This is a genomic window from Thioclava sp. DLFJ4-1 (assembly GCF_002020145.1).
GTDB classification, from domain to species: domain Bacteria; phylum Pseudomonadota; class Alphaproteobacteria; order Rhodobacterales; family Rhodobacteraceae; genus Thioclava; species Thioclava sediminum.
The window spans coordinates 555,064-580,040 of sequence record NZ_MPZT01000003.1 but is presented as its reverse complement, the minus strand read 5'-3'; the positions used below and the strand labels follow the sequence as shown (position 1 = coordinate 580,040).

21 protein-coding genes and 1 other RNA gene are annotated in these 24,977 nt (G+C 64.6%); 12 read left to right on the top strand and 10 right to left on the bottom strand.

Annotated elements, in window-relative coordinates:
• Nucleotides 1–8 precede the first annotated feature (8 nt).
• Both BMI85_RS12550 and BMI85_RS12545 read right to left on the bottom strand, forming a co-directional pair.
• Nucleotides 9–914, bottom strand: a complete 906-nt coding sequence (locus BMI85_RS12550) for a DMT family transporter (RefSeq protein WP_078601513.1) — start codon at nt 912–914, stop codon at nt 9–11.
• 118 nt (nt 915–1,032) lie between these two features.
• Nucleotides 1,033–2,151 carry an outer membrane protein transport protein gene (locus BMI85_RS12545; protein WP_078523201.1) on the bottom strand — a complete coding sequence of 373 codons (1,119 nt, stop codon included), beginning with the start codon at nt 2,149–2,151 and terminating at the stop codon, nt 1,033–1,035.
• 478 nt (nt 2,152–2,629) lie between these two features.
• On the opposite strand from BMI85_RS12545, the gene BMI85_RS12540 reads away from it, so the two are divergent.
• Nucleotides 2,630–3,523, top strand: coding sequence for a GNAT family N-acetyltransferase (locus tag BMI85_RS12540; RefSeq protein WP_210402349.1), 894 nt, complete (start codon nt 2,630–2,632; stop codon nt 3,521–3,523).
• Between the two features lie 39 nt (nt 3,524–3,562).
• On the opposite strand, the gene speB is transcribed toward BMI85_RS12540, so the two are convergent.
• Nucleotides 3,563–4,552, bottom strand: coding sequence for an agmatinase (speB, locus tag BMI85_RS12535; RefSeq protein WP_078601511.1), 990 nt, complete (start codon nt 4,550–4,552; stop codon nt 3,563–3,565).
• 107 nt (nt 4,553–4,659) lie between these two features.
• Between speB and BMI85_RS12530 the strand changes: the two genes are divergently transcribed.
• The 7 genes from BMI85_RS12530 (at nt 4,660) to BMI85_RS12500 (ending at nt 13,643) form a co-directional block, all read left to right on the top strand.
• Entirely contained in the window at nt 4,660–5,622 is a 963-nt protein-coding gene (locus BMI85_RS12530) for a hypothetical protein (RefSeq protein WP_078601510.1), read from the top strand.
• A gap of 301 nt (nt 5,623–5,923) precedes the next feature.
• Nucleotides 5,924–7,372, top strand: coding sequence for an IMP dehydrogenase (gene guaB, locus BMI85_RS12525; RefSeq protein WP_078550562.1), 1,449 nt, complete (start codon nt 5,924–5,926; stop codon nt 7,370–7,372).
• A 170-nt stretch (nt 7,373–7,542) separates the two neighbouring features.
• Complete coding sequence (locus tag BMI85_RS12520) at nt 7,543–8,028, top strand: TrgA family protein (RefSeq protein ID WP_078601509.1); 486 nt, start codon at nt 7,543–7,545, stop codon at nt 8,026–8,028.
• Between the two features lie 87 nt (nt 8,029–8,115).
• Nucleotides 8,116–9,249: an NUDIX domain-containing protein gene (locus tag BMI85_RS12515; protein WP_168174785.1), complete on the top strand. Its 1,134-nt coding sequence runs from the start codon at nt 8,116–8,118 to the stop codon at nt 9,247–9,249.
• Nucleotides 9,250–9,335: 86 nt separating this feature from the next.
• Nucleotides 9,336–10,367 carry a cysteine synthase A gene (locus BMI85_RS12510; protein WP_078601507.1) on the top strand — a complete coding sequence of 344 codons (1,032 nt, stop codon included), beginning with the start codon at nt 9,336–9,338 and terminating at the stop codon, nt 10,365–10,367.
• Nucleotides 10,364–12,913 carry a DUF3772 domain-containing protein gene (locus BMI85_RS12505; protein ID WP_143595066.1) on the top strand — a complete coding sequence of 850 codons (2,550 nt, stop codon included), beginning with the start codon at nt 10,364–10,366 and terminating at the stop codon, nt 12,911–12,913. Before BMI85_RS12510 ends, BMI85_RS12505 begins: the two co-directional genes overlap by 4 nt.
• On the top strand, nt 12,897–13,643 hold the full coding sequence (locus BMI85_RS12500; protein ID WP_078601506.1) for an alanyl-tRNA editing protein: 747 nt from the start codon (nt 12,897–12,899) through the stop codon (nt 13,641–13,643). The genes BMI85_RS12505 and BMI85_RS12500 overlap by 17 nt, the downstream gene beginning before the upstream one ends.
• A 142-nt stretch (nt 13,644–13,785) precedes the next feature.
• Here the strand turns inward: BMI85_RS12500 and fumC are convergent, their stop codons facing one another.
• From fumC to ssrA, 5 genes are all read right to left on the bottom strand, one after another.
• Nucleotides 13,786–15,180 carry a class II fumarate hydratase gene (fumC, locus tag BMI85_RS12495; protein WP_078523282.1) on the bottom strand — a complete coding sequence of 465 codons (1,395 nt, stop codon included), beginning with the start codon at nt 15,178–15,180 and terminating at the stop codon, nt 13,786–13,788.
• A 96-nt stretch (nt 15,181–15,276) separates the two neighbouring features.
• Nucleotides 15,277–15,678, bottom strand: a complete 402-nt coding sequence (locus tag BMI85_RS12490) for an ester cyclase (protein ID WP_246832554.1) — start codon at nt 15,676–15,678, stop codon at nt 15,277–15,279.
• 4 nt (nt 15,679–15,682) lie between these two features.
• Nucleotides 15,683–16,147: a ClpXP protease specificity-enhancing factor SspB gene (locus BMI85_RS12485; protein ID WP_078601505.1), complete on the bottom strand. Its 465-nt coding sequence runs from the start codon at nt 16,145–16,147 to the stop codon at nt 15,683–15,685.
• A 154-nt stretch (nt 16,148–16,301) separates the two neighbouring features.
• Nucleotides 16,302–16,727, bottom strand: coding sequence for an ester cyclase (locus BMI85_RS12480; protein ID WP_078601504.1), 426 nt, complete (start codon nt 16,725–16,727; stop codon nt 16,302–16,304).
• A 93-nt stretch (nt 16,728–16,820) separates the two neighbouring features.
• Nucleotides 16,821–17,176: a transfer-messenger RNA gene (ssrA, locus tag BMI85_RS12475) on the bottom strand.
• Nucleotides 17,177–17,265: 89 nt separating this feature from the next.
• Between ssrA and BMI85_RS12470 the strand changes: the two genes are divergently transcribed.
• Genes BMI85_RS12470 through BMI85_RS12460 form a run of 3 tightly spaced genes read left to right on the top strand, consistent with a single transcriptional unit; the run spans nt 17,266 to nt 20,986 of the window.
• Entirely contained in the window at nt 17,266–18,837 is a 1,572-nt protein-coding gene (locus BMI85_RS12470; RefSeq protein ID WP_078601503.1) for a glycosyltransferase family 1 protein, read from the top strand.
• Nucleotides 18,834–19,979 carry a glycosyltransferase gene (locus tag BMI85_RS12465; protein WP_168174784.1) on the top strand — a complete coding sequence of 382 codons (1,146 nt, stop codon included), beginning with the start codon at nt 18,834–18,836 and terminating at the stop codon, nt 19,977–19,979. The genes BMI85_RS12470 and BMI85_RS12465 overlap by 4 nt, the downstream gene beginning before the upstream one ends.
• Nucleotides 19,976–20,986, top strand: coding sequence for a sulfotransferase family 2 domain-containing protein (locus BMI85_RS12460; RefSeq protein ID WP_078601501.1), 1,011 nt, complete (start codon nt 19,976–19,978; stop codon nt 20,984–20,986). Before BMI85_RS12465 ends, BMI85_RS12460 begins: the two co-directional genes overlap by 4 nt.
• 19 nt (nt 20,987–21,005) lie before the next feature.
• Here the strand turns inward: BMI85_RS12460 and BMI85_RS12455 are convergent, their stop codons facing one another.
• Both BMI85_RS12455 and BMI85_RS12450 read right to left on the bottom strand, forming a co-directional pair.
• Nucleotides 21,006–22,187: a hypothetical protein gene (locus tag BMI85_RS12455; RefSeq protein WP_244176630.1), complete on the bottom strand. Its 1,182-nt coding sequence runs from the start codon at nt 22,185–22,187 to the stop codon at nt 21,006–21,008.
• 103 nt (nt 22,188–22,290) lie between these two features.
• Nucleotides 22,291–23,343 (bottom strand): ABC transporter substrate-binding protein, encoded by a 1,053-nt coding sequence (locus BMI85_RS12450; protein WP_078550536.1) that lies wholly within the window; start codon nt 23,341–23,343, stop codon nt 22,291–22,293.
• A gap of 206 nt (nt 23,344–23,549) precedes the next feature.
• Here BMI85_RS12450 and BMI85_RS12445 point away from each other — a divergent pair, with 206 nt between their 5' ends.
• Nucleotides 23,550–24,962, top strand: a complete 1,413-nt coding sequence (locus BMI85_RS12445) for a deoxyribodipyrimidine photo-lyase (protein ID WP_078601500.1) — start codon at nt 23,550–23,552, stop codon at nt 24,960–24,962.
• The last annotated feature ends 15 nt before the right edge of the window (nt 24,963–24,977 follow it).

The window sequence follows — 24,977 nt, the reverse complement described above, 5'->3', positions numbered from 1 at the left end:
CGCGCGCGTCACGGGGTTTTGGGACGGCGGTTGAGGATCATCAGGCCAAGCGCGAGGATCGCGAAGCCCAAGGCCTCCGCCCAACCCAGACGTTCGCCATAGACCGCCCAGCCCGCGAGGATCGCGACGGGCGGGATCAGGAGGGTGACGAGGGCGAGGTTCGCGGCCCCCGCCAGCGCAAGGATGCGGTAATAGAGCAGATAGGCCAGCGCCGAACAGCCAAAGCCGAGCCAGAGCATCGCGATCCAGACCGAGGGCGCGTAGTCGAAGCTCGGCACTCCTTCGGTGACAAGCAGGATCGGCAGCGTCCAGATCGCGCCACCTGTGAGCATCCCAGCCGCTGCAACTTCGGGTCGTAACCCCCTGATTGCAAAGCGCGCATAGGCTCCGGCGAAGCCATAGCTCAGCGCCGCGCCAAGTACGGCAAGCTGGCCCGCCGAGGTCAGGTCGAACCCTTTCAGCGCATCCGGTCCGATCGCCACCACGACGCCCGCGAAACCGACTGCGATGCCGGTGGCCTTGCGTGCGCTCAGCCGCTCGTCGGTGAAGACAACGGCCGCGACCAGCGCCCCGAAGATCGCGGTCGAGGCGTTCAGGATCGAGGCCAGCCCGCTATCGATATGTTTCTGCCCCCAGACGATGAGCGAAAAGGGAATGGCGTTGTTCAACAGCCCCATGATCAGGAAATGCCCGAGATAGATCGGGCGGCGCGGCACCGGCAGGCGACGCAGCGCGACATAGGCCCAGATCAGCACCGCGCCCGAGGCCACGCGCAGGAAGACCACGGTAAAGACGCCCGCACCTTCCAGCGCCGCGCGGTTCGATAGGAAGGACGAGCCCCAGATCAGCGCCAGCGCCGCGAGCAGCGCCCAGGCGAGCGGGGTGAGGGATAAAGGGGCGGGTGCGTGTTTCATCGCTTCGATCTAGCGGGCAGCAGCGACACGCACCACCCGGAACTTGCGGCATTGCCGAGGTCCAAAGAAAAAGCCCCGCACGAGGCGGGGCTATTCCTAATTTTTCAGAGGCTTGCGATCAGAAGTTGATCCCGACGCGCAGGCCCGCGCCCCAGCCGTCATTGCCGGTGAAGTCGCCGTTGATGCCATTGGTGGTCGCGTCGCCGATATCGACGTAGCGAACGCCGCCGGTCACCTTGATGTTCTGGGTCGCCTGGTAGCTTGCTGCCAGCGAGACCGACTTGAAGCCATCGGTCGGGCCGAGGTTCCCGGTCGGTTTGCCGGTGTGCTTCTCGTAGCCGAACATGATCGCACCCGACCACTGGTCGTTGAAGCGACGGCCAACGCCGAGGTTATAGGTGATCGTGTTGTCCGTGTATTCGACGAGCGCACCTTGACCATAGACGCCGCCATTCAGAGGGCTCTGCGTGTATGCGTTGGGCGAAATATCGAACTGGGTCCAGTGCACCCAGCGAACCGAGCCCATCAGCAGAGTATCCTTCATGATCCCGGTCTGGAATTCGAGGTTGACCGATTCCGGTACGGTGGTTTCGAAGTTCGAATTGAAGGTGCCGGCGACGGTTTCTTCGGTTGCGCTGAAATCATGCGTGATCTTGGAGTTGTAGGTCAGAGCCACGCGGGCCGCGATTTCCGGCTTTTCCCAAGCCACCCCGACGACATAACCGAAATCGGTCTCGTCCGAAGTCTTCATCTTGTAGTTCAGGAACGGAAGCGAAACCTTGCCCGACGCGCTCTCGCTACGAACACCGCCGTAGAACGATACGTTGTTCGGCATCTTGTAGCGCAGCAGTGCCGTAATAGCCGCGGACTTGATCGATGCCTGAGAACCACCGAGCGGATAGCCTGCCGGCGGAGCGGGCTGAGCGGGATAGTTCACTTTTGCACCGATCGGCTGATCGAAGATAACCGCGAGGTCCCATTGATCGCTCAGATGCTGCTTGTAACCAAGGCTCACCGTGCCATAGCCGGGCGCCATGTCGCCCGAAGAGGGGTTGCCAAAGGGTCCGTAGCTCACCGAACCCGACACGTCCGGATTGAACGCGCCGAAGCTCACTTCGCCGTAATTGCCCTGTTCGAACAGGATGCCGACCGATTGCGTCGAGCGCTCCACCCCGCCCGCATGGGCCGCGCCTGCGCCAATCGCGAGTGCGGCCATCGAAGTCATCACACGTTTCATAATGTTCCTCTTCCCTAACGTGTCCCGAAGGAGATCCTAACGTCTCGAAGGAATTCCTTGCGGTGACGCTATCAGCCGGAAGGTGTAAATCAATCTGCGCTTCACGATGACGTCACGTTCTGTTGCCGGCATGCACGGAAAAATGTGTCTTTGCGGCCACTCGAAGGTGACGTTCGCGTCAAGTTCTGAACTGAAGCGTTTAGAAGCCGTTGGAAAACTTGAGAATCGCAAGAAGGCCGAGCCAGAGAGCCGCGCCGAAAAGCGCGACCAGAAGCGCACTCCAAAGCGTGGCGCGCGGAGCTGGCAGGTGTGGCGGCCCGTCGGTTTTGCGCGCCTGCAACGATGTCCCGGCAGGCGGGGGCTGTCTGCGCTTTGCGCGCGGGGGATTTTCAGGAGCGCGGTTCATTTCGCCTCAGGGTTGTCATGTTTAGCGCCGTCATTAACCCCAGCTTAGGTAAAGCAAGCCTTAATGGCGGCGATGAAACCTGTCCGTCTCACGCAATTTTCAGGCCCCGATGCGGGGTGGGATCGGGCGTTGCGCGCGCTCGCACCGGGGCACGCGCCGGCCTTTCAGCAGGCGGCGCTCTATGGGACGCTCGCTGCCGCGCGGGGGCGGCGCGTTCTGCGGCTCGAGATCACGCAGGCGGGCAGGCGGATCGCACTGGCCCAGATGATCGGGCGCGGCGGGCTGTGGCTACTGTCGCGCGGACCGGTTTTCGCGCCGGACCTTGATCGCTCTCTCCAAATCGCGGTGCTGCACCGGATCGCGCGCCGATGCGGGATCGTCCTCGCGACGCCGGACGCGCCGCTGGCCGGGATCGGGCTGGTCCCGCTTATCACCTCCCGCCATCATGCACTTTGGTCCTTGCAGCCCGAGACGGAGGCGCTGCGCGCCGGGCTGGCCGGAAAATGGCGCAATCGTCTGGCGGCGGCGGAGTGCGCAGGGGTGCAGGTGCAGCTTGAGCCCGAGATCGACTGGCTTCTCGCCGCCGATGCCGCGCAGCAACGGGCGCGTGGCTACCGCGCCTTGCCGCCCGGCTTCACCCGTGCTTGGGCGGATCACAGTCCTGATAAGTTCCTCGCGCTGCGCATCGAGGATTCCAAGGGACAGCGCCTCGCGGGCGGCATCTTCCTGCTCCATGGCGACGGGGCGAGCTATCATATCGGCTGGACCGGGCCGGAGGGGCGCGCGTCGGGGGCGCATAACGTGATGCTCTGGCACGCGGCGCTGCGGCTGAAGGCGCGCGGGATCCGGCAGCTCGATCTGGGCGCCGTGGATAGCGAGGACGGGGCAGGGCGGATGCGCTTCAAACTGGGCACCGGCGCGCAGCCGCATAGCCTCGGGGCGACTCTGTGGGTGCTGCCCCGTTAACCCTTCTCCTTGAGGATAATATCCCCGCCGGAGGCTCCCTCAACCTGCCGCAGGCGCACCGCCGGACTGTCGCGCGTGGAAGATGAAGCCGAGGAAATTCAGCAGCACTTGCGCGGCGAGGATCGGGGTGGAGCCGGTGGGGTCGTAATCGGGGGCGACCTCGACCAGATCGATGCCCACCACCTCGTGCCGCTTCGCCACGCCCTGCAGGATCTCCAGCACCTCGTAATAGAGAAACCCGCCATGGCTCGGCGTCCCGGTGCCGGGCGCGATCGAAGGGTCGAAGCCGTCGATATCGATCGTGACATAGATCCGCGCACCCTCCGGGATGCGGGCCAGCACGCCCTCGGCCCCCAGCTTGCGCACCTGCCGCACGCTCAGGAAATCGTCGCCCATCGCGCGGGCGGCGTCATAGCCCTCCTTCGAGGTGGAGGACACGTTGCGAATGCCGAGTGCGGTGATCCCCGAGACGTACCCCTTCTCGGCGGCGCGGCGCATCGGGTTGCCGTGGCCTTCGGTCACGCCGTGACGCTCGTCCACGAAATCGAGATGAGCGTCGATCTGCAGGATATGGATCGGGCCCTTCTCGGCGCAGTCTTCAGCGAAGGCGCGGATGCAGGGGATATTGATCGAATGATCGCCGCCGATCACCACCGGCAGCGCGCCCGCCTTCAGCATCGCCCGCACGCCGGTCTCGATATTGGCGTGGCTCTTCACCGTGTCGGTATGGACGATGTCGGCATCGCCGATATCGACGATCGTGACCTCCGGCCCGAGATAGGTCGCGTCATCCTCGTGATCGTAAGCCCCCGCATGACCGAAGGAGAACAGCGTCGAGGCTTCGCGCACCGCCCGCGGCCCGAACCGCGCGCCGGGACGGAATTGCGTGCCGAAATCGAACGGCGCGCCCATAACCGCCACATCCGCCTCGATCGCGTCCCAATCGGCCACGTAAGCGCGCTTGCCGAAAGTGGAAATTCCCACGAAGGGCAGGTTCAGCCGCCCCGATTCATATCCATGTCCCGCCATCTTGCCTCCAGACACCCTGTCGCACCTCGGACAGCTTTCCGCCGCGCGCGAAATATTGCAAGCTTCTGCGCGACCGAAATGATTTGCCGATTGCCCGAGGTAAGCACATGTCCTTTGCCCCGCCCAAGATGACGCCCAAGGGCCTGTTTCGCCGCACCCCGCCCGCGATGTTCCCGCCCGTGCTGGGGCTGATGGGCCTCGGGATCGCGTGGCGGCGCGGCGTCGGGCAATTCGCGCTGCCGCCCGATCTGGCGGAGCTGTTTCTGGGCGCGGTGACGCTGCTCGCGCTGTTCACGCTGGTGGCCTATGGCGGGAAGGTCGTGCGGCGCCCGGGCGTGGTGTTCGAGGATCTGCGCGTGCTGCCGGGGCGTGCGGGGCTCGCCGCGGGAACGCTGACGATCTACCTGATCGCGGCTTCGCTTGCGCCCTATGGCGGGCTGGCAAAGATCGTCTTCTGGCTGGGCGTGGTCGTGCATCTGGGGCTGATCTCAGCGGTGATCTATACGCTCGTAACCGGCCCGGCCGAGCAGCGCCGCGTCAATCCCACATGGCAGCTGACCTTCTCGGGCTGGATCGTCGGCGCGGTGGCGGCGGTGATCCTTGGGCTCGATACGGTGGCCCTGGTGATGTTCTGGGTCGCGATGCTGTCGGCGGTCGTGATCTGGATGATCTCGCTGCAGCAATTCTCCCGCGAGCGCGTGCCTGCGCCGCTGCGGCCGCTGCTCGCCATTCATCTCGCGCCCGCGGCGCTGATCGGCACCGTGGCGAGCGCGTTCGGCGCGATGGGGATCGCGCAGGCGATGGCGATCCTCGCGGCGGCCTTCCTTCTGGCGCTGGTCGCGTCGATACGCTGGCTGCTCGCAGGGGGCTTCTCGCCGCTCTGGGGCGCGTTCACTTTCCCAGCGGCTGCGACGGCAGGGTGCTGGCTCGCGCTTGGCGGGGTCTGGGCGTTGCCCGGCGCGCTGATGCTGACGGCAGCGACGCTGATCGTGGTGCCGATTGCGCTGAAAGTGCTGCAGCTTTGGGCGAAGGGTCAGCTCGCGATGAAGACCAACGCCGCGATTGCCTGAGCGCGGAGGGCGGCGCCCGAGCCTCGGGTGGGCGCTTTGCTCCGCACGTGGCTGGGCGGTTTATCCTGCAAGCCCGTAAGTCGGTCGTTCCCGCGATGATAGCGCCAATGCGCCCTCCCGTGGGGAGGGTCGGGCGCGGCCCGGGGCTGGTCGCCCCGCGCCACCGTAGGAGGCTGACACGATGGCGCCATACCCCTCGTTCGCGCACACCCCATGCGCAGCGCGTCCGCGAGGGGTTGCCTTCGCGTCCATTGCGTGAAACAGCAAACTGCCAAACGCATCTGGACACTGGAGACCCCCCATGCAGATTCGCGAGGCGCTCACCTTCGACGACGTTCTTCTTCTTCCCGCAGCCTCTTCGGTGCTTCCTGCAACCGCAGATGTCTCGACCCAGGTGACGAAGAAAATCCGGCTCAACATCCCGCTTCTGTCTTCCGCGATGGACACCGTCACCGAGGCGCGCATGGCGATCGCTATGGCGCAGGCGGGTGGCGTGGGCGTGATCCACAAGAACCTCACCGTCGAGCAGCAGGCCGACGAGGTCCGCCGCGTGAAGCGCTTCGAGAGCGGCATCGTCTACAACCCGATCACGCTGCGCCCCGATCAGACGCTCGCCGATGCGAAGGCGCTGACCGAGCGCTACGGTTTCTCCGGCTTCCCGGTCGTCGATGAAAACCGCCGCGTCGTTGGCATCGTGACCAACCGCGACATGCGGTTCGCCCAGAAGGACGAAACCCCGGTTTCGGTGATGATGACCACCGACCGTCTCGCGATCCTGCAAGAGCCCGCCGACCGCGCCCAAGCCATCGCGATGATGCGCGAGCGCCGGATCGAGAAGCTGCTGGTGACCGATGACGAAGGCAAGCTGACGGGCCTCCTGACGCTGCGCGATACCGAGCAGGCCGTCCTCAACCCGACCGCCTGCAAGGACGATCTGGGCCGGTTGCGCGTGGCCGCTGCGACCTCCGTGGGCGACGCAGGATTCGAGCGTTCCGAGGCGCTGATCGACGCGGGCTGCGATATCGTGGTGGTCGATACCGCACACGGTCACAGCCAGGGCGTGATTGACGCGGTCAAGCGCATCAAGCAACTGTCGAGCGATGTGCAGGTGATCGCGGGCAACGTGGCCACGGCCGACGCCACCAAAGCGCTGATCGACGTGGGCGCCGACGCGGTGAAATGCGGCATCGGCCCGGGCTCGATCTGCACGACGCGGATGGTCGCGGGCGTGGGCGTGCCGCAGCTGACCGCGATCATGGATTGCGTAAGCGCGGCGGGCGACGTGCCGATCATCGCCGATGGCGGCATCAAGTTCTCGGGCGATTTCGCGAAAGCCATCGCGGCAGGCGCAAGCTGCGCCATGGTCGGCTCGATGATCGCGGGCACCGATGAAAGCCCCGGCGAAGTGATCCTCTATCAGGGCCGCTCGTTCAAATCCTATCGCGGCATGGGCTCGCTCGGCGCAATGGCGCGCGGCTCGGCGGATCGCTACTTCCAGAAAGATGCGGCGAACGACAAGCTCGTCCCCGAAGGCATCGAGGGGCAGGTGCCCTACAAAGGCCCCGCAGGCGCGGTGATCCACCAGCTCGTGGGCGGTCTACGCGCGGCGATGGGCTATACCGGCTCCGCCACGGTCGCCGAGATGCGCACGAACTGCAATTTCGTCCGCATCACCGGCGCGGGCCTCAAGGAAAGCCATGTCCACGACGTCGCGATCACCCGCGAGAGCCCGAACTACCGGATCGGCTAAGGCGCGCAGCGCCGCATTGCGATAGACGCGAAAGGCCCGGCCAGCGATGGTCCGGGCCTTTTTCATAGCAAATTACGCAGCGTAAACTTTTCATAGTTTCGCCGTAATCGCCCGTTAACCAGAGGGGATCACCCTCAAACCGTTCCTTGGTTTCGAGATGGAGGCCCGACATGATGCACCGAATTGCCGTGCGCAACTCTCAGGCGCAAATCCCTACGATCGCGAAACTTTTCGCGGCGCTGGCGCTTGGGGCGACCGGGTTCTTTGCCGCGCAGCAGATCATGCCCGCGATTCCCGCCGGGACCGACGGGGCAAAGGAATTATGGCTGATCATGGGCTCGTTCGGGCTGTTGTTCGGCTGGCGCGTGGTCGGGGTTTCCGCCGGGCGCCGCTGGGTCGACGCAATCAATGACGGTCTTCGCGGCGGTCTTTATGTCCTGCTGTGGACCTTCGCCTTCCTCGGCGTGATGCAGATGCTGAAACTGGCGCTGCGCATGCGCTATGACGATGTGCTCTCCGCCGTGACCGACGTCATCGGGCAGGGCACCGCGATCGGGTTGGCCTCGCTTGGGGTAATGCCGGTCATCACGCTGGGCTTGGGCGCGATGGGCGCGGGGCTCCTGTCGGAACTCGCGCATCGCCGCTACGGGCGCTGAGCACGAAACCCATCACACCCTCCGCTTGACATCGCGCGCCTGCCTTGCAGGTTGTGGCGCATGATGTGCCAAGCTGCGGGGACGGTCATGCAACGACATTTCTTTTACGGCACGTTGTGTCATCCGCCTCTGCTGGAGGCGGTCATCGGTCGTGTGCCGCAGCTCGTTCCGGCGCGGCTGGAGGGCTTCGCCCCGCATGAGGCCTGTCGCGAGGGGCAGGGCTTGGGCTTTCCGATCCTGATCGCGACACCGGACGCTGTGACGCGCGGCGTCGTGGCCGACTTGACCAAGGCCGAGGCCGAGCGCATCGCGTGGTATGAGGATGGCTACGATGCCGAGCTCCGCGAACTCGAGACCGGATCGGGGCCGCGCGAGGCAAAGCTGTGGCTGCCGAAAGCGGGGCGCTGGGACGTGGGCGAGGCGTGGACCCTCGGAGACTGGGCGCCGAAATGGGCCGCGCTGAAGACCGAGGCCGCGCGGCTTTTCATCGCCGAGGCGCAGGCCGTGGGGCCCGACGCCGCCAATGCGCGCTATCACGCGATCCTCGTGCGCGCGGCGTCTACCTTGCGCGCGCGCGCAACCCCGATGGCGCAGCATTTGCGCCGGGATCTGCACGAGGGCGACATCAAGATCGACGCACAACAGACTGCTTATGCGAAGTTTTTCGCGGTCGAGGATTACAAGCTGGAACATCGGCTGTTCGCCGGCGGGATGAGCGCCAAGCTCGACCGGGCCGCCTTCGTCTCGGGCGATGCGAGCGTCGTTCTGCCTTACGATCCGGTGCGCGACCGGGTGATGCTGATCGAACAGATCCGCACCGGGCCACTGGCGCGGGGCGAGCCGAACCCGTGGATGATCGAGGCGATCGCGGGCCGGGTCGATCCCGGCGAGACGCCCGAAGAGGCCGCGCTGCGCGAGGCGGGCGAGGAGGCCGGGATCACGATTGCGCGCCTGATCGAGGCCCCGCGCTATTACCCGTCGCCCGGCGCGAAAAGCGAATTCGTCTATTCCTATATCGGGATCACCGATCTGCCCGATGAGGCCGCACAGCTTGGCGGAAAGGCCGATGAGCACGAAGATATCCGCGCGCATCTGGTGCCGTTCGAGCGCTTGATGACGCTGGTTGCGACCGGCGAGGCGGGCAATGCGCCGCTGGTCGTGCTCGCGCTCTGGCTCGCCGGGCAGCGCGCTGCACTGCAGCGGATGGCTGGCGTCGCGTAATCGCGGGGTTGAGGTGGCGCGCGCCGCGTCCTAAGTCTGATTTCAACGGCCCCGTTGGGGGTTACTCGATACGGGAGGAATGCGCGATGCGTATCTGCAGCGATCTGGCGTCGGCGGTGGGAAATACCCCGCTCATCAAGCTCAGGAAGGCATCGGAAGAGACCGGCTGCACGATCCTCGGCAAGGCGGAATTCCTCAATCCCGGCCAATCGGTGAAGGACCGCGCGGCGCTGTTCATCATCCGTGACGCGATCCAGCGCGGCGAGCTTGCGCCCGGCGGGACGATCGTCGAAGGCACGGCGGGCAATACCGGCATCGGTCTCGCGCTCGTCGGCGCTTCGATGGGCTTCCGCGCGGTGATCGTGATCCCCGAGACGCAGAGCCAGGAAAAGAAGGACATGCTGCGGCTGGCGGGGGCCGAACTGGTGCAGGTTCCGGCCGCGCCCTATCGCAATCCGAACAACTACGTGCGCTATTCCGAGCGGCTCGCGAAGGAACTCGCCAAGACCGATCCGCATGGCGCGATCTGGGCGAACCAGTTCGACAATACCGCGAACCGGCAGGCCCATATCGAAACGACCGGCCCCGAAATCTGGGATCAGACCGGCGGCAAGGTTGACGGCTTCATCTGCGCGGTGGGCTCCGGCGGCACGCTCGCAGGCACCGGCATGGCGCTGCAGCCCAAGGGCGTGAAGATCGGTCTCGCCGATCCCGACGGCGCGGCGCTGCACAGCTATTACACGACCGGCGAGTTCAAATCCGAGGGTTCTTCGATCACCGAAGGCATCGGGCAGGGGCGGATCACCGCCAATCTCGAGGGCTTCACCCCGGATATGAGCTTCAACATCCCCGATAGCGAGGCGCTGCCGGTGGTCTTCGACCTGCTGCAGGAAGAAGGCCTCTGCTTGGGCGGCTCCTCGGGGATCAATATCGCGGGCGCGATGCATATGGCGCGCGAGATGGGGCCCGGCCACACGATCGTGACGGTGCTGTGCGATTACGGCAACCGCTACCAGTCGAAACTGTTCAACCCCGACTTCCTCAAGGGCAAGGGCTTGCCGGTGCCGGAATGGCTCGACCGGGCTCCGCGTGAGATGCCGGAGGTATTCGAGGGATGATACTGCGTCTGGCGCGTCTGCTCTTGCTGGCCGTCGCGCTGGCGCTCCCGGGGATTGGTTTCGCGCAAAGCCCCGACACGCCCGATTACAAGGCGTGGGAACAGACCGCGACCGAAGCCGAAAAGATGGTGCAGGCCGATCAGGCCCAACGCCCGGCCTTCGACAAGATCCGGCAGGAGGTCGTCGACTGGCGGGAAAAGTTCAAGGCGGCGGAGGATATCAACGCCAGCCAGATCTCGACCGTGAAAGCGCAGATCGACGCGCTCGGGCCCCCACCAAAGGAGGGCCAGAGCGAGGATCAGGCGATTGCCGACCGGCGCAAGAAGCTCAATGACGAGCTGGCGCAGCTGCAATCGCCGGGGTTGCGCGCGACCGAGGCCGCCAGCCGCGCGGATTCCATCGTCGCCAATATCGACCAGCTTTTGCGCGCACGGCAGACCGACAAACTCCTGCGGCTGACACCGTCGCCGCTGAACCCGATAAACTGGCCCGAAGGGGTGAAAGTCCTCACCGGGCTGACCTCCGAGCTTGCCTCCGAGATGGGGCAGCAACTCGATCAGAACGACCCTTACGCCAATGCGCGCAACAACGCCCCTGCGATCGTGGGCCTTTTGTTGGTGGCGCTTATGCTGGTGCTGCGCGGGCGGACATGGATCGACAAACTGGCCGATGTGCTGGAGGCGCGTCTGGCGCGCAACGCGCAGCGGGTGATCGATTTCATCGTCTCGCTGGGCCAACTCTTGCTGCCGATCGCCGGGATCGCGCTCCTTGAAGCGGCGCTGGTGCAGACGGAGCTGTTCGGCGCGCGCTGGTTGGAGTTGTTGCTCGCGATCGGCGTGGTTCTGAGCGCGGCCTTCGTCGCCTTCTGGCTCTCGGGCCGTATCTTCCCACGCAATGACCGGCAGGCCGCGCCCTTCACGCTGCAAAGCGAACGGCGCCGAGAAGGCCGGGTGCTGACGATCTCGCTGGCCGTGTTCGCCGCGATCCAGGGCCCGTTCGGTGACTGGCTTGTGGCCCGCGGGCAGGACGTATTCGAGGGCAGCGCGAAAACCGCCGAAGAGATCGACGCGGCGGGGCATACGCTCGATGCAGGCTTCGGCGTGCTGGTCTTCCCGCTGCAGGTCCTTGCAGCGATTGCGCTGTTCCGCTTCGGCCAGCTGCTGCGCCGTCACCTGCGCAACGAGACCAACGGGAGCGAGGAAGGCGCGTTTCGCGACCGTCTTGTCGGCGCGCTCGGCAATGCGCTGATTGGCGTCGCGGTGGTCGCGCCGGTTCTGGGCGGGATCGGCTATATCAACGCCGCCAATGCGCTGATCTTCCCGACCATACTGACGCTGGGGCTGATCGCGCTGGTCCTGGTGCTCAACCAGTTCTTCACCGATGTCTACGTGCTGGTCACCCGGCGCGAGGATGACGGCCGCGACTCCCTGATCCCGGCGCTGATCGGCTTCTTGCTGGGCCTGCTCGCCATGCCGCCCGCAGCGCTGATCTGGGGCGCGCGCCCGGCCGATCTGGCCGAGCTCTGGACCCGGTTCCAGAACGGCGTCTCGGTCAGCGGCGTCACGATCTCGCCCGGTATCTTCCTGACCTTCGCGATCGTCTTCGTGATCGGCCTAATGGTCACGCGGCTCCTGCAAGGGGCGCTGAAGACCTCGCTGCTGCCAAAGACCAAGATCGACAAGGGCGGCCAGAATGCCATTGTCTCGGGGCTTGGCTATTTGGGGATCTTCCTCGCCGCGATCATCGCGATCTCCTCGGCAGGGATTGATCTGAGCTCGCTCGCCATCGTCGCCGGTGCGCTCTCCGTCGGTGTCGGTTTCGGTCTGCAGACCATCGTGCAGAACTTCGTCTCGGGCATCATCCTGCTGATCGAGCGCCCGATTTCCGAAGGCGACTGGATCGAAGTCAATGGCCAGATGGGGATCGTCAAGGCGATCTCCGTGCGCTCCACCCGGATCGAGACCTTCGACCGCACCGAAGTCATCGTTCCCAATGCGGACCTGATTTCGGGGCAGGTGACGAACTGGACGCGCGGCAATGTCACGGGCCGCCTCATCGTGCCGGTGGGCGTCGCCTACGGCACCGACACCCGCAAGGTCGAGAAGATCCTGCACGAAGTCGCCGAGAACCAGTCGCTGGTGATGATGAACCCCGAGCCGGTGGTGATGTTCAAAGGTTTCGGCGCGGACAGCCTCGATTTCGAGGTGCGCGTGATCCTCTCGGACGTGAACTTCATCCTGCGCGTCCAGAGCGAGATGAACCACGAGATCAATCAACGCTTCGCCGAGGCCGGAATCGAAATTCCCTTCGCACAGCGCGACGTGTGGCTGCGCAACCCCGAGGTTCTGCGGCCCAAGGACGAGCAGACCGAAGAGGACGCGGATGCGGAGGAGACCTTCGAGGACTCGGGCGAAGACGACAGCGACACCAAGCGCCCCGTCACCCGCGCCGATTACGGCAAGCCTCAGCCCGGCGAAGGGCCCGAGGGGATGGAGGAGCAGCGCCACGACACTTCAGACGGAGAGGCCGATGCCGGAGACCGCTAAACAGCCGCAGCAGCAGAGCTACCGCATTCACCCCTATGCTCGCGATCTCGAGGTCCGGGTGACAGGGCTGACCGATGAGGGCGGCATCTATTGCGCGGATTCGATCTTTTACCCGACCGGCGGCGGTCAGCCCGGCGACAGTGGTAAACTGGTCTGGGATGGCGGCGAGATCGAGATCGCGACCGCGGTGAAGGCCGAACCCGGCGCGCCCGGCGCGGTGATCCTGGTGCCCGCCGAGCCCCAGCCGCTGCCGCCTGTTGGCGCACAGGTCCAGCAACATCTAGACTGGGAACGGCGTCACCGTCACATGCGCGTCCACACCGCGCTGCACCTGCTGTCGGTCGCGATCCCGCTGCCGGTGACGGGTGGGCAGATCGGCTCTGAAAAGGGACGGCTTGATTTCGATATGCCGGAGCGGCCCGAGGATCTGGAGGCAATCGAGCGTCAGTTGAACGACTGGATCGCGCAGGACCTCAAGGTGGTCGAGCATTGGATTACCGATGCCGAGCTCGAGGCGCAGCCCGATCTGGTCAAGACGCTCTCGGTCGCGCCGCCCAAAGGTCAGGGCTGGGTGCGTCTCGTGGCAATCGGCGACGAGGCGGACCGGATCGACCTGCAGCCCTGCGGCGGCACGCATGTCGCCTCGACCGGCGAGATCGGCGCCCTCAGGATCGGAAAGATCGAGAAGAAGGGCAAGATGAACCGCCGCGTGCATCTTCATCTGGCCTGAGAGCTGCGGGTCGGGCGGGGGCGCTGCCCCTCTGCCTGCGGCATTCACCCGGGATATTTGAGCAAGAGCGAAGGGGCGCGCGGAGCCCCAAATGCAAAAGGGCGGCCACCGGGGCCGCCCTTCGTCATTCATGGGAGCTGGATCAGGCTTTCGGGCCGATCATCTGCTCGGGGCGCACAACCTTGTCGAAGGTTTCCTCGTCGACGAAGCCGAGCTTGATCGCCTCTTCCTTCAGCGTGGTCCCGTTCTTATGCGCGGTCTTCGCAACCTTGGTCGCGTTGTCGTAACCGATGGTCGGCGCGAGCGCGGTGACCAGCATCAGCGACTCGTGCAGCAGCTTCTCGATGCGCGGCTCGTTGGCCTCGATACCTGCGACCATGTTGTCGGTGAAGGCCGAGGCGCTGTCGCCCAGAAGCTGCATCGACTGCAGCACGTTGTAGCTCATCATCGGGTTGTAGACGTTGAGCTCGAAATGACCCTGCGAGCCGGCGAAACCGACCGCGGCGTCGTTGCCCATGACATGGGCGCAGACCATGGTCAGCGCTTCGGCCTGCGTCGGGTTCACCTTGCCCGGCATGATCGAGGAGCCCGGCTCGTTTTCCGGCAGGATCAGTTCACCCAGACCGCAGCGCGGGCCCGAGCCCAGCAGGCGGATGTCATTGGCGATCTTGAAGAGCGAGGCGGCCACGGTCTTCAGCGCACCCGAGAACATCACCATCGCGTCATGCGCGGCGAGCGCTTCGAACTTGTTCGGCGCGGTGACGAAGGGCAGATCGGTGATCTCGGCCATGTTCGCCGCGACCGTCTCGGCCCAGCCAACTTGCGTGTTCAGGCCGGTACCGACGGCGGTGCCGCCTTGGGCCAGTTCGTAGATGTCGCCGAGGCAGGCTTCGACGCGTTCGATCCCCTTCTTCACCTGATGGGCGTAGCCGGAGAATTCCTGACCAAGCGTCAGCGGCGTCGCGTCCTGCGTATGGGTGCGGCCGATCTTGATGATGTCCTTGAAGTCTTCGGACTTGGCTTCCAGCGCCGCGTGCAGCTTGCGCAGACCCGGCAGCAGCACGTCGCGCGCCTGCATCGCGATCCCGACATGCATCGCGGTCGGGAAGGTGTCGTTCGAGGACTGCCCCATGTTGCAGTGATCGTTCGGGTGGACCGGGTCTTTCGAGCCCATCTCGCCGCCGAGAATTTCGATCGCGCGGTTCGAGATCACCTCGTTCGCGTTCATGTTCGACTGCGTGCCCGAGCCGGTCTGCCAGACGACCAGCGGGAAGTTGTCGTCGAACTTGCCTTCGATCACTTCGCCCGCAGCCTCGATGATCGCATCGGCGATCTTCGCGTCCATCTTGCCCTGCGCCTTGTTGGCCATCGCACAGGCTTTCTTGATCACGCCAAGCGCGCGGATGATCGGGACGGGCTGGCGCTCCCAGCCGATCGGGAAGTTCATGATCGAGCGCTGCGTCTGCGCGCCCCAATATTTGTCGGCGGGAACTTCAAGCGGGCCGAAGCTGTCGGTCTCGGTGCGGGTCGCGGTCATCTGGGCCTCCATGATTGCGCGCAATCTTTCGCTCGCACTGATAGGGCGCGCGGAGGGATTTTGCAACGGTATACGGAGGTATACTTGGTGTGGCTCTCAGATCTGTGCGGCGATTGCGTCGCGGTCGATCAGGGAATGCACCTCGCGGATGCGGCCATCGGTGACGCAATAGAAGACATGTTCGTCGAAGGTCACGCGGCGGCCGTTCACCGGCAGATCGAAGAACATTCCCACGGGCGTGCAGTCGAAACGCAGCCGGGCGGCGATCACCGGCGGATCGGCCACGAGCGTTTCTGCGCGGAAGTGCAGGTCGGGGATCGCGCGATGGTCACCCTCGAGCATCTGCCGGTAGCCCGCGAGGCCGAGCGGGCGCGCGTTGTGCGTAACTTCTGGATGCACGAAATCGCCGAGCTGCGCCCAATCTTGGGCGTTCAAACAATCAAGATAGCCGCGATAAAGCGACAGGAGTGCTTCGCGGTCCAGAGGCTCCGAAGGCACCGGATTACTTGCGGAATTGATCGAGGCTGACGACCTCGGCCTCGCCACGCTCGGCAGGGGCGGCCTCTTCCTCCTCGGTCACCTCATCCTCTTCGATCTCGTCTTCTTCGTCATATTCCTGCGTCTCGAAACGCAGGCCGAATTCGACGGAGGGGTCGACAAAGGTGGTGATCGCGTCGAGCGGCACATAAAGCGGCTCGGGAGAATTTCCGAAATTCAGCGTGATCGAGAACCCGTCCTCGCCCACTTCGAAATTGTCATACCAGTTCTGGATGACGATGGTCATTTCCTCGGGATAGCGCTCGCGCAGCCAATCGGCCAGCTCGGCATCGGGGTGACGGGTGTCGAAGGTGATGAAGAAGTGGTGCTCGCCGGGCAGACCATTGGCTGCGATGTCGCTCAGCACTGTCTGGATCAGCCCGCGCATCGCGTGATGCATCAGGTTGCCGTAATCAATGGATTGCGTCATGGCCGGGTCCCTTTCTTCTCGGGCTCAGCATAGGGGATTCGTGGCGGGCCGCAAGGCGGGCAGAGCCGCGCGAAGGCTGACGTCGAGGGCATGTGCCGGGCGTGGCGGCATCCGATCTTGCGCAACCTTGGGGAGAACCTCACGGGGGCCGCGCCTATCCCAGCACTTCGCCCGACAGGCAGAGCGCGACGGTGTCGCGCGGCATCATCTCCAACGCCTCGAAAAGCGCGATCACGTCGTAATTATTATAGGCTTCCACAATCCTGTCGCCGCGAAACCGCATCGTCAGTTGCCCGGTGAATTCCACCGCGCGCGCCGATTGTGCCGATTTCCCCGCGATTTTCAGAAGCGTCCAAAGCCAGTCTTCCGTCTCGACATGGCGCAGCACGGTGATCTTGATGTCCTGCAAATGCGCCCGCAAGGCCGGCACCAGCTCGCGAAATTCCTGCGGTCGAAATTCGAGCCCCGGCAACAGCCCGTTGGTCTGCGCCTCGGCGTCGAACAACCCGTCGACCTCGTCCAGCCGACCTTCGCCCCATACGGCATGGAGCCACGTTTCGATCCTCGCAAGCCGGGACATCGTGCCCTCCGTTTCCCGTCGGTCCTGGGGGCACCATGGCAGGTACGGATTTCAAACCGGTTAACGCCGGTCGCATCGCAAAAAGAGGGAGAAAGTGCAGGATTCTGTTGCAAGGCTCCTGCGGGCCCCGCCTTACGCGGCTAAGCGCAAGGAGTTAAGTTTCGGTTACCCGAGCTGCTTACGCAGCCAGAGCGACCGGAGCACGGTTGTCGTTGGCAACTGTACAAATCGCACCGATAACGGTGGTAGCTCACCGGGACAAAGCAAACATCTTTACACGTTCGTCGATCCTATTTCGGCCCCATTCTCCCCCAACGAGGGTTGATTGGTGGAGCCGCCGGGTACCGCCCCCGGGTCCGATCCGCTTATTTCATGCGCGTTTATGCCCATAGTCCCCGTTGCCGGGAACGTCTTGGAATATAGGGGGAAGATCGGGGGCCTTCAAGACGTCGGATGGGATGGATGCGCATTAACCGGGCGTGAACTTGCCGCGCGCTATAGCTCGAGTCGGGCCAAGAACTGGCCATGGAGGGGCGCGATGCGCGACAAGTCGATCCTGATCGATCTCAGCACCAGCTATCAGTTCCGCCATTGGCGGCCGATGGGCATCTTGCGGGTGGAGCATGAGGTCTGGCGGGCGTTTGCCGCCCGGTTCGGGGCGCGCGCGGTACCGGCGATCTATGATGAGGCGCGCGGCGGGTTCTATCGCATCCCGCAGGCGATCTTCGAGGAGGTGATCTTCCGCAATGGCTGTCAGCCGGAGGCGCCTGCGCGCACTTTGACTGCACCGAGACGCTGGCGCTCCTGGGCGCGGATCGGACGGTTTCTCTGGCGCGCTCGGCGCAGGATGCGGGCTGTCGGGCAGGGCGGGCGATACGACGAGGCCGAGACCCGCTTGCGCCGCGAGAGCGCGGTGGCGGAGGAATTGCTGCGGTTGAGCGGTGAGGAATATGCCCTGATGCGCCATGGGCTCGTGGCTCTGGAACGGGTCGCGCCGGGGATCGCGCCGCGCATCCGGGCCCTCGATGCGCTCAATCACCGGGCGCATTACGGCCTGGTGCATACGGTCCACGACCAGATCTGCGCGGAGCGAAATCGGATCGCGCCGGAAGAGGTGGGCGAGTATGTCTCTGCCGGTGGGTTCTGGGGCGATGCGCGCTACCGGGCCGCCTATGAGATGCGGGCCGCTCATGGGTGGCGGTTGAGCTATTACATCCATGACCTGATCCCGATCCTTTGGGGGCATGTCGCCGAACCCACGACGCGCAAGACCTTTCCGCCCGCGCTGCATTGGATGCTCTGGGGCGTGGATCGGGTCTGGACGAATTCGGAGGTGACGCGGCGCGATCTGCTCGCTCATGCCGCCCGCTGCGGCTATCCCGAGTTGCCGCCAGAGAAGGTGCACGTCGTGACGCTTGGCGCGGATGCGCTGCGCGAGACCGCGCCCGCCACCGATCTCGCGGGCCTCTTCGCACAGCGCGATCTGGAGCCTGGGGGCTACGTTTTGATGGTCGGCACGCAGGAGCCGCGCAAGAACCATGATTTCGCCTATCGGCTCTGGCGCGAACTGGCTGCGCGCCGCGCGGGCGATATCATGCCGCTGGTCTGGGTCGGACAGCCCGGCTGGTCGATCGGCCCGCTGCTTGAAATGGTGCGCGCGGATCCCGGCTTGCCGCATGGCGCGATCCGCATCCTCGATGATGTCGACGACGTCGAGTTGGAGGCGCTCTATGCTCATTGCCGCTACACGATCTACCCGTCCCATTACGAGGGTTGGGGGCTCCCGGTCGTCGAGTCGCTTCTGCATGGCAAACCCTGTCTGACTTCGGATGCGCCCGCCTTGATCGAGGCGGCGGAGGGCTGCGCGGAGGCGATCGGGCTTTTGGAGGGCGAGCGCTGGCTAGCCCGGGCCGAGGCGCTGATGGACGACGAGGCGGCCTATCGCGCGGCCTGTGCGCAAGCGGAGCGGTTCACGCCGCATCGCTGGGCCGATTTCCGAGCGGCGCTCGCCGCCGGGTTCGACGCGGCCGGCGATGACACCTCCACGCGCGACCCTGCATGGACACAACAGACGGGCCAGCCGATCCCCTATCGCGAGGATGCCGCATGAAGATCGCAGCTTTCGGCCATTACCCGATACACCGTCCGTTGCATGGCGGCCAGCGCCGGGTCGCGGCCATCGCCCGGCAGGCGCGCGCGGCGGGCTACATCTTTCGCTACGTCCCGATCTACTCGACCCGCGGCTATCGCGACGGCTCGCCCGACGAGCGTCGCACGGCGGTACCGGAGGCGTTGCTTTCGCGTCTCCACGATCCGCAGCGCCGCGAGGATCTTCATATCTCCGACACGCTCAAAGATCATCCGCTGATCGAAGGGTTGATCAGGGAACTGCGCGATTTCGCCCCCGATGCGGTGCAGTTCGAACATCCGTGGCTCTATCCGCTATTCGCCGAGGCGTTGGACCGCGATCCGGTCCTGCGCCGCGCTCGGCTGATCTATTCCGCGCATAATGTCGAGGCCGCGCTGATCGATCCGCATTGGCGCGCGGAGGCTGAGGCGCTCGAGGCCGCGCTCGTCGCGAGGGCCGATCTCACCGTCGCCGTTTGTAAGGCCGATGCGCGCCATTTCGCGCACCTGCCGGGCGCGGCAGAGGTCGTTGTTGCGCCAAACGGCTGCTGGGCGCCAGATCCTGAAACGGTCCCGTCCGCGCCGCTAGACGGACCCTATGCGTTTGTCGCGGGCTCCGCCCATCCGCCGAATGCGCGCGGCTATTGGGTGTCCTTCGGCGACATTCCCGGATTCCTGCCACCGCCCAGTCGCCTCGTCGTTGCAGGCGGAATGACCCATTTGATCACCGCCGACGACCGCTTTCGGCGGTACGCGCAAATGAACGCGGAATTCGTCGAGCCCCTTGGTGTGGTGGCGGAAGAAACCTTGAACGGTCTTCTGCATCACGCCCGCGCCATATGCCTGCCGATCACCGAGGGCGGAGGCACCAATCTCAAGACCGCCGAGGCGCTTTTGTCGTGCAAACCAGTCGTCGCGATGCGCCCAGCGATGCGCGGGTTCGAAGAGGCGGAACGCCTCAGCGGCGTGCATGTCGCAGACGACCCGGTGCAGTTCCGCCGTCTGCTGCGCGATGCCATGACCAAGTCGATCGGATCGGAGCGCCGCCCGGACGAGGTCGCGCAATATGGCTGGCCCGCGCAGCTCGCGCCGTTGATCTCCCGTTATGAAAGTCTCGCCGCATGAAAGATTTGCCCCCGCACCCTGTCGCCTTTGCTGATCCCGATCTCACCGCGCAGATGCAGGCCACGCCCGCAGCGATCGACATCTTGTTCCAAGCCTATCTCGGACGGCCCGCGAAAGAGGCGGCGCAGAGCGCGTTGAAGGAGCGGCGCGCGTCCGTCGCCGATGTCGAACGAGAATTGCGGGGATCGGAGGAATATCGCCGCAAGGCGCGGCTGCTGCGCGATCACGATCGCAGCCAATACGACGGCGCGATGCTGTATATCGCACCTGCGCGCGTGGTGTTCTGCCCGATTGCAAAGGTCGCCAATACCTCGGTCAAGGATTGGGCGCTCCGGCTTGTGGGCGACGGCAGGCCCGAACCCGGCATGTCGCATTACTGGCTCGATTCCGGACAAAGCCAGATGCAGGCGCGCCATTGGGCTTTCGCCGCGCGCGACCGCGTCGATCATGCGCCGGACTGGGTCTCGGTCGCGCTGTTGCGCGATCCCGTCGACCGGCTGGTCAGCTGTTATTGCGACAAGTTCGGACGCAATCGAATGCAGGACTCGGTGCTGCATCATACGCGCCCGGTCTATGCGTTTTTCGCGGGCGGGGACGATCCGGACCGGGAGATGATCGAACGCGGATTGAGCTTTCGGCAGCTCTGTTTCTACATCAACGCCACCGCGCGCGAGGTGCAGGACAGCCATTGGGCCGCGCAGTGGAGCTACCTGCAAAATCGCCGCTGGGACCGGCTGTTCGCGCTGGAGAAGATCGAGAGCTTCGAGAGCTTCCTGCGGGATCGCTTGCCGGAGGAGCTTCGCGACATCCGGTTGGGGCTGACTAATGCCGCGCAAAAGGCGGGCGGGGGGGCGATCCGTGATCTCTCCGATGCGCTTCCGGGGGAGTGGACGGGCGCGCGCACGCCGCCCTATGAGGCGTTCCTGACAGACGATATTCGCGGCTTCATCGGCGACTATTACGCGCTCGATGCACGGCTGCATGCGCAGGCGCTTTCCGAGAGTTGAGCCGCAGCGGCCCCGCCGATCAGTCGCCTTCCGCCGGAATGCCAAGAAGCGTGATCGCCACGCCCAAAGCGGCGAGCGCCCAGAACGCGTAGCGTTTCGTGCCCTCGGTCTGCAGCGCGGCGAGCACCGCCTGCAGCGTGTAATAGCCCGCGAAGGCGCGCGACGCGTAGGAGATGATCTGGAACAGATCGGTCGTCCAAGTCAGCGCGATGCCTGCGCCGATCAACACCGGATAGGCCGCTTTTTGCGGGATTTTCCCGCGCGAGAACTCCGCGATCAGACCGCCCGCGCCTCCGGTATCGGCCACGGCGGCAGAGAATTGCGCCGCCAGCGCCGCGGCCACCAGCATCGCGGGCAGGATCGGAGCGACGACGCGCATCATATCGATGATCGCGGTCTCGGTCAGGTTATGGGCGTTGGGCGTGAAGATGTAAGCCAGCAGCGCGATATAGACCATGTAGATCGCCGTCGCGAGCATCTGCGCCCATTTCATCGCCGCGACCCGGGTGTCGGCATCGTAGCTCTTGCCCAGATACCGCGCGGTCTCGAACCCCTGCACGGTCACGATCAGGCCGAAGAGCAGCCGCAGCGAGTCCCACGGGCCCAGCGTCGGTGCATCGACCACCAGATCGCCGGCGACGGCCACCTTGCCGAAATAGACCGCCAGCCCGAGGATCAGACCGGCGATGATCGCGAGTTTGAGCGCGACCGAGGCATATTCCATCTGCTCGAGCCGTTTGAACCCTCCGGAGAACCCGGCGATGGCGACGATGGCGAGCATCGCCGTGGTTACCGCGCGGGCGGCGAAATCCGTGTTCCACGGCGTGAGCGAGACGGCGAAAGCCCCGAACAGGTTGAGGTAATAGGCGACCGAGATGACATAGGCGAAGGCGAGCGCGAGCTGCGCCACCTCTTCGATGCGCTTGATCACGGCGGTGTCGGGCACCTCCTCGGCGCGGATATTGGCGCGCACCGCCGCCCCGAAAAACCAGCCCAGAGCACACAAAGCCGCCATCGCGAGCGGGGCGAAGCTGCCGTAGCGGACCTCCAAAATCGGGCCAAGTACCAGAAAGCCGGAGCCGATGATCGAGGCCAGCGGGGTCACCATCGCGCGCCATTTCGGGCGATCGCGTAGCTGGGGCAGGAACATCGCGGCAAGGACGATCAGGGCGAGGATGATAATGGCGGCGTCGAGTATCATGGTCTGTCTCAAATGGTCGGTTGGACGCAGCTAGCGCAGCAGGGGCAATTAAAAAGGGCCGCGTCAGACGCGGCCCTTCGCTGTGATCTATTCGGCGCAGTGATCAGAAGCCAGCCTTGATTTTCTCGAACTCGGCGAGCTGCTTTTCGCGCAGTTCCGGCGAGTTCGGCGTCTGGGCGAGGATCGGCGCGTTGATCTCGGTCAGGCCCGCCGTTTCCAGCTGCTCCGGCGGGATCAGCTTCATCGCTTCGGTGTTGGTGTGACCGTAGCCGATCTCGTCGACGAGAACCGGGCCCGCCTCGGGGCGCAGCCATGCGTTCATGAAATCGTAAAGCTTCTCTTCCGAGCCGGGACCGTCTTTGAGGTTCACGAAGCCGCAGAACCAGGTCGACGAGCCCTCTTTCGCCTCGCGCTGGAAGGCGACCGGGTAGTTGTCGTCCTGCAGATAGGCGACGCCGTCATTCCACGACCACGCGACCAGCACCTCGCCCGAGGCCATCAGCTGTGCCTGCTGCGAGGGGTCGGTCCAGTAGCTTTGGACGTTCTTGTTGGCTTCACGCAGCCAGTCGGCGGCGGCCTGGAACTGTTCGTCGGTGACATTGGTCCAGTCGGTCACGCCTGTCGCGAGATAGGCCAGCGCCCAGACGTCATCCGAGCTGTCGGGCAGCGAGGTGCGGCCGGCATATTTCGGATTGATGAAGACATTGAGGCTCGCCACGTCTTCGGCCGGGACCTTGTCGGGGTTATAGGCGATCGCGGTCGCGCCCCAGTCGGTCGGCAGATACCAGACGTTCTTGTCGTCATCGACGAAGATCTTCGAATTCAGATACTTGGGGTCGATATTCTTGAATTCCGGGATCTTCGAGACGTCCCAGGGTTCGATCAGCCCGGCATCCTTGTATTTCGAGATCATCTGCGAACAGGGATGCGCCGCGTCTGCTTTGAAGCCTGAGGCGAGTTTCTGATAGGCCTCGTCGTCATCGCCGAAGAAAGCGTAGGTCGGGCTGTCGCCGTATTTGTCGATATAGGGCTGGAAGAGGCCGGGGATTTCGAAACCGGCCCAATCGAAAATGGTCAGGTCCGGATCGGCGGCACGGGCCGGGGCGCTCAGCGCGGCCACGGCAATCCCCGCCAGAAGGAGAGCAGAAGTCTTCATTGCATATTCCCTGTTTTGTGTTCGTTTTGTGAAAACGCTAGAGCGGCTTTTTCGCCCTCGCAAGAGGCATTTGCACGGCAGATAGGCAGAAGCCCTGCGGCAAAGTGTGGAAAAGCCTCGACGCAGAGGGGCGTTGCGGAAAATTTGGGCGCGACTGAACCGGATCGGGCGCCGCGCGTAGGGAAAGGGAGGCAAAGGAGACGAGCATGAGTGACACCCCCGTCCTGTTATGGCTGCGGCGCGACTTTCGATTCCACGATCATGAGGCGATGGCGGCGGCCGCGAAGTCCGGTGCCCCGGTGATCCCGGTCTTCATCCATGACGATCAGGTCGAAGCTTTGGGGGCGGCGGCGAAATGGCGGCTCGGCCTCGCCGTGGAGGCCTTCGCGGAGAGCCTCGCGGAGAAAGGCTCAAAGCTGATCTTGCGCAAAGGCGATCCGCTGAAAGCCCTGCAAGCACTCATCGAGGAGACAGGGGCAGGCGCGGTCTACTGGTCGCGCCGCTACGACAAGCCGGGCCGCGACACCGATACGGAGGTCAAATCCACGCTCTCCGAGGAGGGGATCGAGGCCAAAAGCTTCACTGGGCATCTGTTGTTCGAGCCGTGGACGGTGGAGACGAAAACGGGCGAACCTTACAAGGTTTATACGCCTTATCGGAATGCGGTGAAGGGCAAGGACATCCCGCCGGAAGTTAAGACGGTGTCTGAGCTCCGTGCTCTAAAGTCTTGGCCTGAAAGTGAAAAGCTGGACGACTGGAAGATGGGCGCGGCAATGCGGTGCGGCGCGGCAATCGTGGCGAAACATGTCAATGTCGGCGAGCGCGCCGCCCAGTCGCGGCTGTCGAATTTCCTGCGCGATCGCCTCTCGGACTACAAGACGCAGCGCGACGTGCCCGCTTCGGGCGGTACCTCGGGCCTGTCTGAAAACCTGACTTATGGCGAGATTTCTCCGCGCACGATCTGGCACGCCGGCTATCGCTACATGAGCGAGGGCAATCAAGGCGCCGAGACCTTCCTGAAGGAGCTCGTCTGGCGCGAATTCGCGTGGCATCTGTTCTTCCACTGGCCCGACATGGCCGAGCGCAATTGGCGCGAGGAATGGAACGGCTTCGACTGGCGGCGCGACAATAACGACGCCGAGGCATGGCGGCGCGGCATGACCGGGGAGCCCTTCGTCGATGCGGCGATGCGCGAGATGTATGTCACCGGGACGATGCATAACCGCGCGCGGATGATCGTGGCCTCCTATCTCAGCAAGCACCTGATGACCGATTGGCGGGTGGGCTTGCGCTGGTTCGAGGATTGCCTGATCGATTGGGACCCGGCGAGCAACGCGATGGGCTGGCAATGGGTGGCCGGGCCGGGGCCGGACGCGACGCCTTATTTCCGCGTGTTCAACCCCGAGACGCAGCTCGAGAAATTCGACAAGGACGGGCGTTACCGGAAGGATTTCATTGCCGAGGGGCAGACCAGCCCGCCCGAGACGGCGACGGATTATTTCGAGGCGATCCCAGAGAGTTGGCAGCTATCGCAGGATCAGGATTATCCCGAACGGTTGATCGATCTGAAAGAGGGGCGCGCGCGCGCTTTAGCCGCGTATGAGCAGCACAAAGGCTAGGCTGTCGCGCTGGCT

Bases quoted from the DNA above. Each gene is read 5' to 3' on its own strand.
- BMI85_RS12550 (WP_078601513.1), bottom strand. From the start codon at position 914: ATGAAACACGCACCCGCCCCTTTATCCCTCACCCCGCTCGCCTGGGCG.
- BMI85_RS12545 (WP_078523201.1), bottom strand. From the start codon at position 2,151: ATGAAACGTGTGATGACTTCGATGGCCGCACTCGCGATTGGCGCAGGC.
- BMI85_RS12540 (WP_210402349.1), top strand. From the start codon at position 2,630: ATGAAACCTGTCCGTCTCACGCAATTTTCAGGCCCCGATGCGGGGTGG.
- speB (WP_078601511.1), bottom strand. From the start codon at position 4,552: ATGGCGGGACATGGATATGAATCGGGGCGGCTGAACCTGCCCTTCGTG.
- BMI85_RS12530 (WP_078601510.1), top strand. From the start codon at position 4,660: ATGTCCTTTGCCCCGCCCAAGATGACGCCCAAGGGCCTGTTTCGCCGC.
- guaB (WP_078550562.1), top strand. From the start codon at position 5,924: ATGCAGATTCGCGAGGCGCTCACCTTCGACGACGTTCTTCTTCTTCCC.
- BMI85_RS12520 (WP_078601509.1), top strand. From the start codon at position 7,543: ATGATGCACCGAATTGCCGTGCGCAACTCTCAGGCGCAAATCCCTACG.
- BMI85_RS12515 (WP_168174785.1), top strand. From the start codon at position 8,116: ATGCAACGACATTTCTTTTACGGCACGTTGTGTCATCCGCCTCTGCTG.
- BMI85_RS12510 (WP_078601507.1), top strand. From the start codon at position 9,336: ATGCGTATCTGCAGCGATCTGGCGTCGGCGGTGGGAAATACCCCGCTC.
- BMI85_RS12505 (WP_143595066.1), top strand. From the start codon at position 10,364: ATGATACTGCGTCTGGCGCGTCTGCTCTTGCTGGCCGTCGCGCTGGCG.
- BMI85_RS12500 (WP_078601506.1), top strand. From the start codon at position 12,897: ATGCCGGAGACCGCTAAACAGCCGCAGCAGCAGAGCTACCGCATTCAC.
- fumC (WP_078523282.1), bottom strand. From the start codon at position 15,180: ATGACCGCGACCCGCACCGAGACCGACAGCTTCGGCCCGCTTGAAGTT.
- BMI85_RS12485 (WP_078601505.1), bottom strand. From the start codon at position 16,147: ATGACGCAATCCATTGATTACGGCAACCTGATGCATCACGCGATGCGC.
- BMI85_RS12480 (WP_078601504.1), bottom strand. From the start codon at position 16,727: ATGTCCCGGCTTGCGAGGATCGAAACGTGGCTCCATGCCGTATGGGGC.
- BMI85_RS12470 (WP_078601503.1), top strand. From the start codon at position 17,266: ATGCGCGACAAGTCGATCCTGATCGATCTCAGCACCAGCTATCAGTTC.
- BMI85_RS12465 (WP_168174784.1), top strand. From the start codon at position 18,834: ATGAAGATCGCAGCTTTCGGCCATTACCCGATACACCGTCCGTTGCAT.
- BMI85_RS12460 (WP_078601501.1), top strand. From the start codon at position 19,976: ATGAAAGATTTGCCCCCGCACCCTGTCGCCTTTGCTGATCCCGATCTC.
- BMI85_RS12455 (WP_244176630.1), bottom strand. From the start codon at position 22,187: ATGATACTCGACGCCGCCATTATCATCCTCGCCCTGATCGTCCTTGCC.
- BMI85_RS12450 (WP_078550536.1), bottom strand. From the start codon at position 23,343: ATGAAGACTTCTGCTCTCCTTCTGGCGGGGATTGCCGTGGCCGCGCTG.
- BMI85_RS12445 (WP_078601500.1), top strand. From the start codon at position 23,550: ATGAGTGACACCCCCGTCCTGTTATGGCTGCGGCGCGACTTTCGATTC.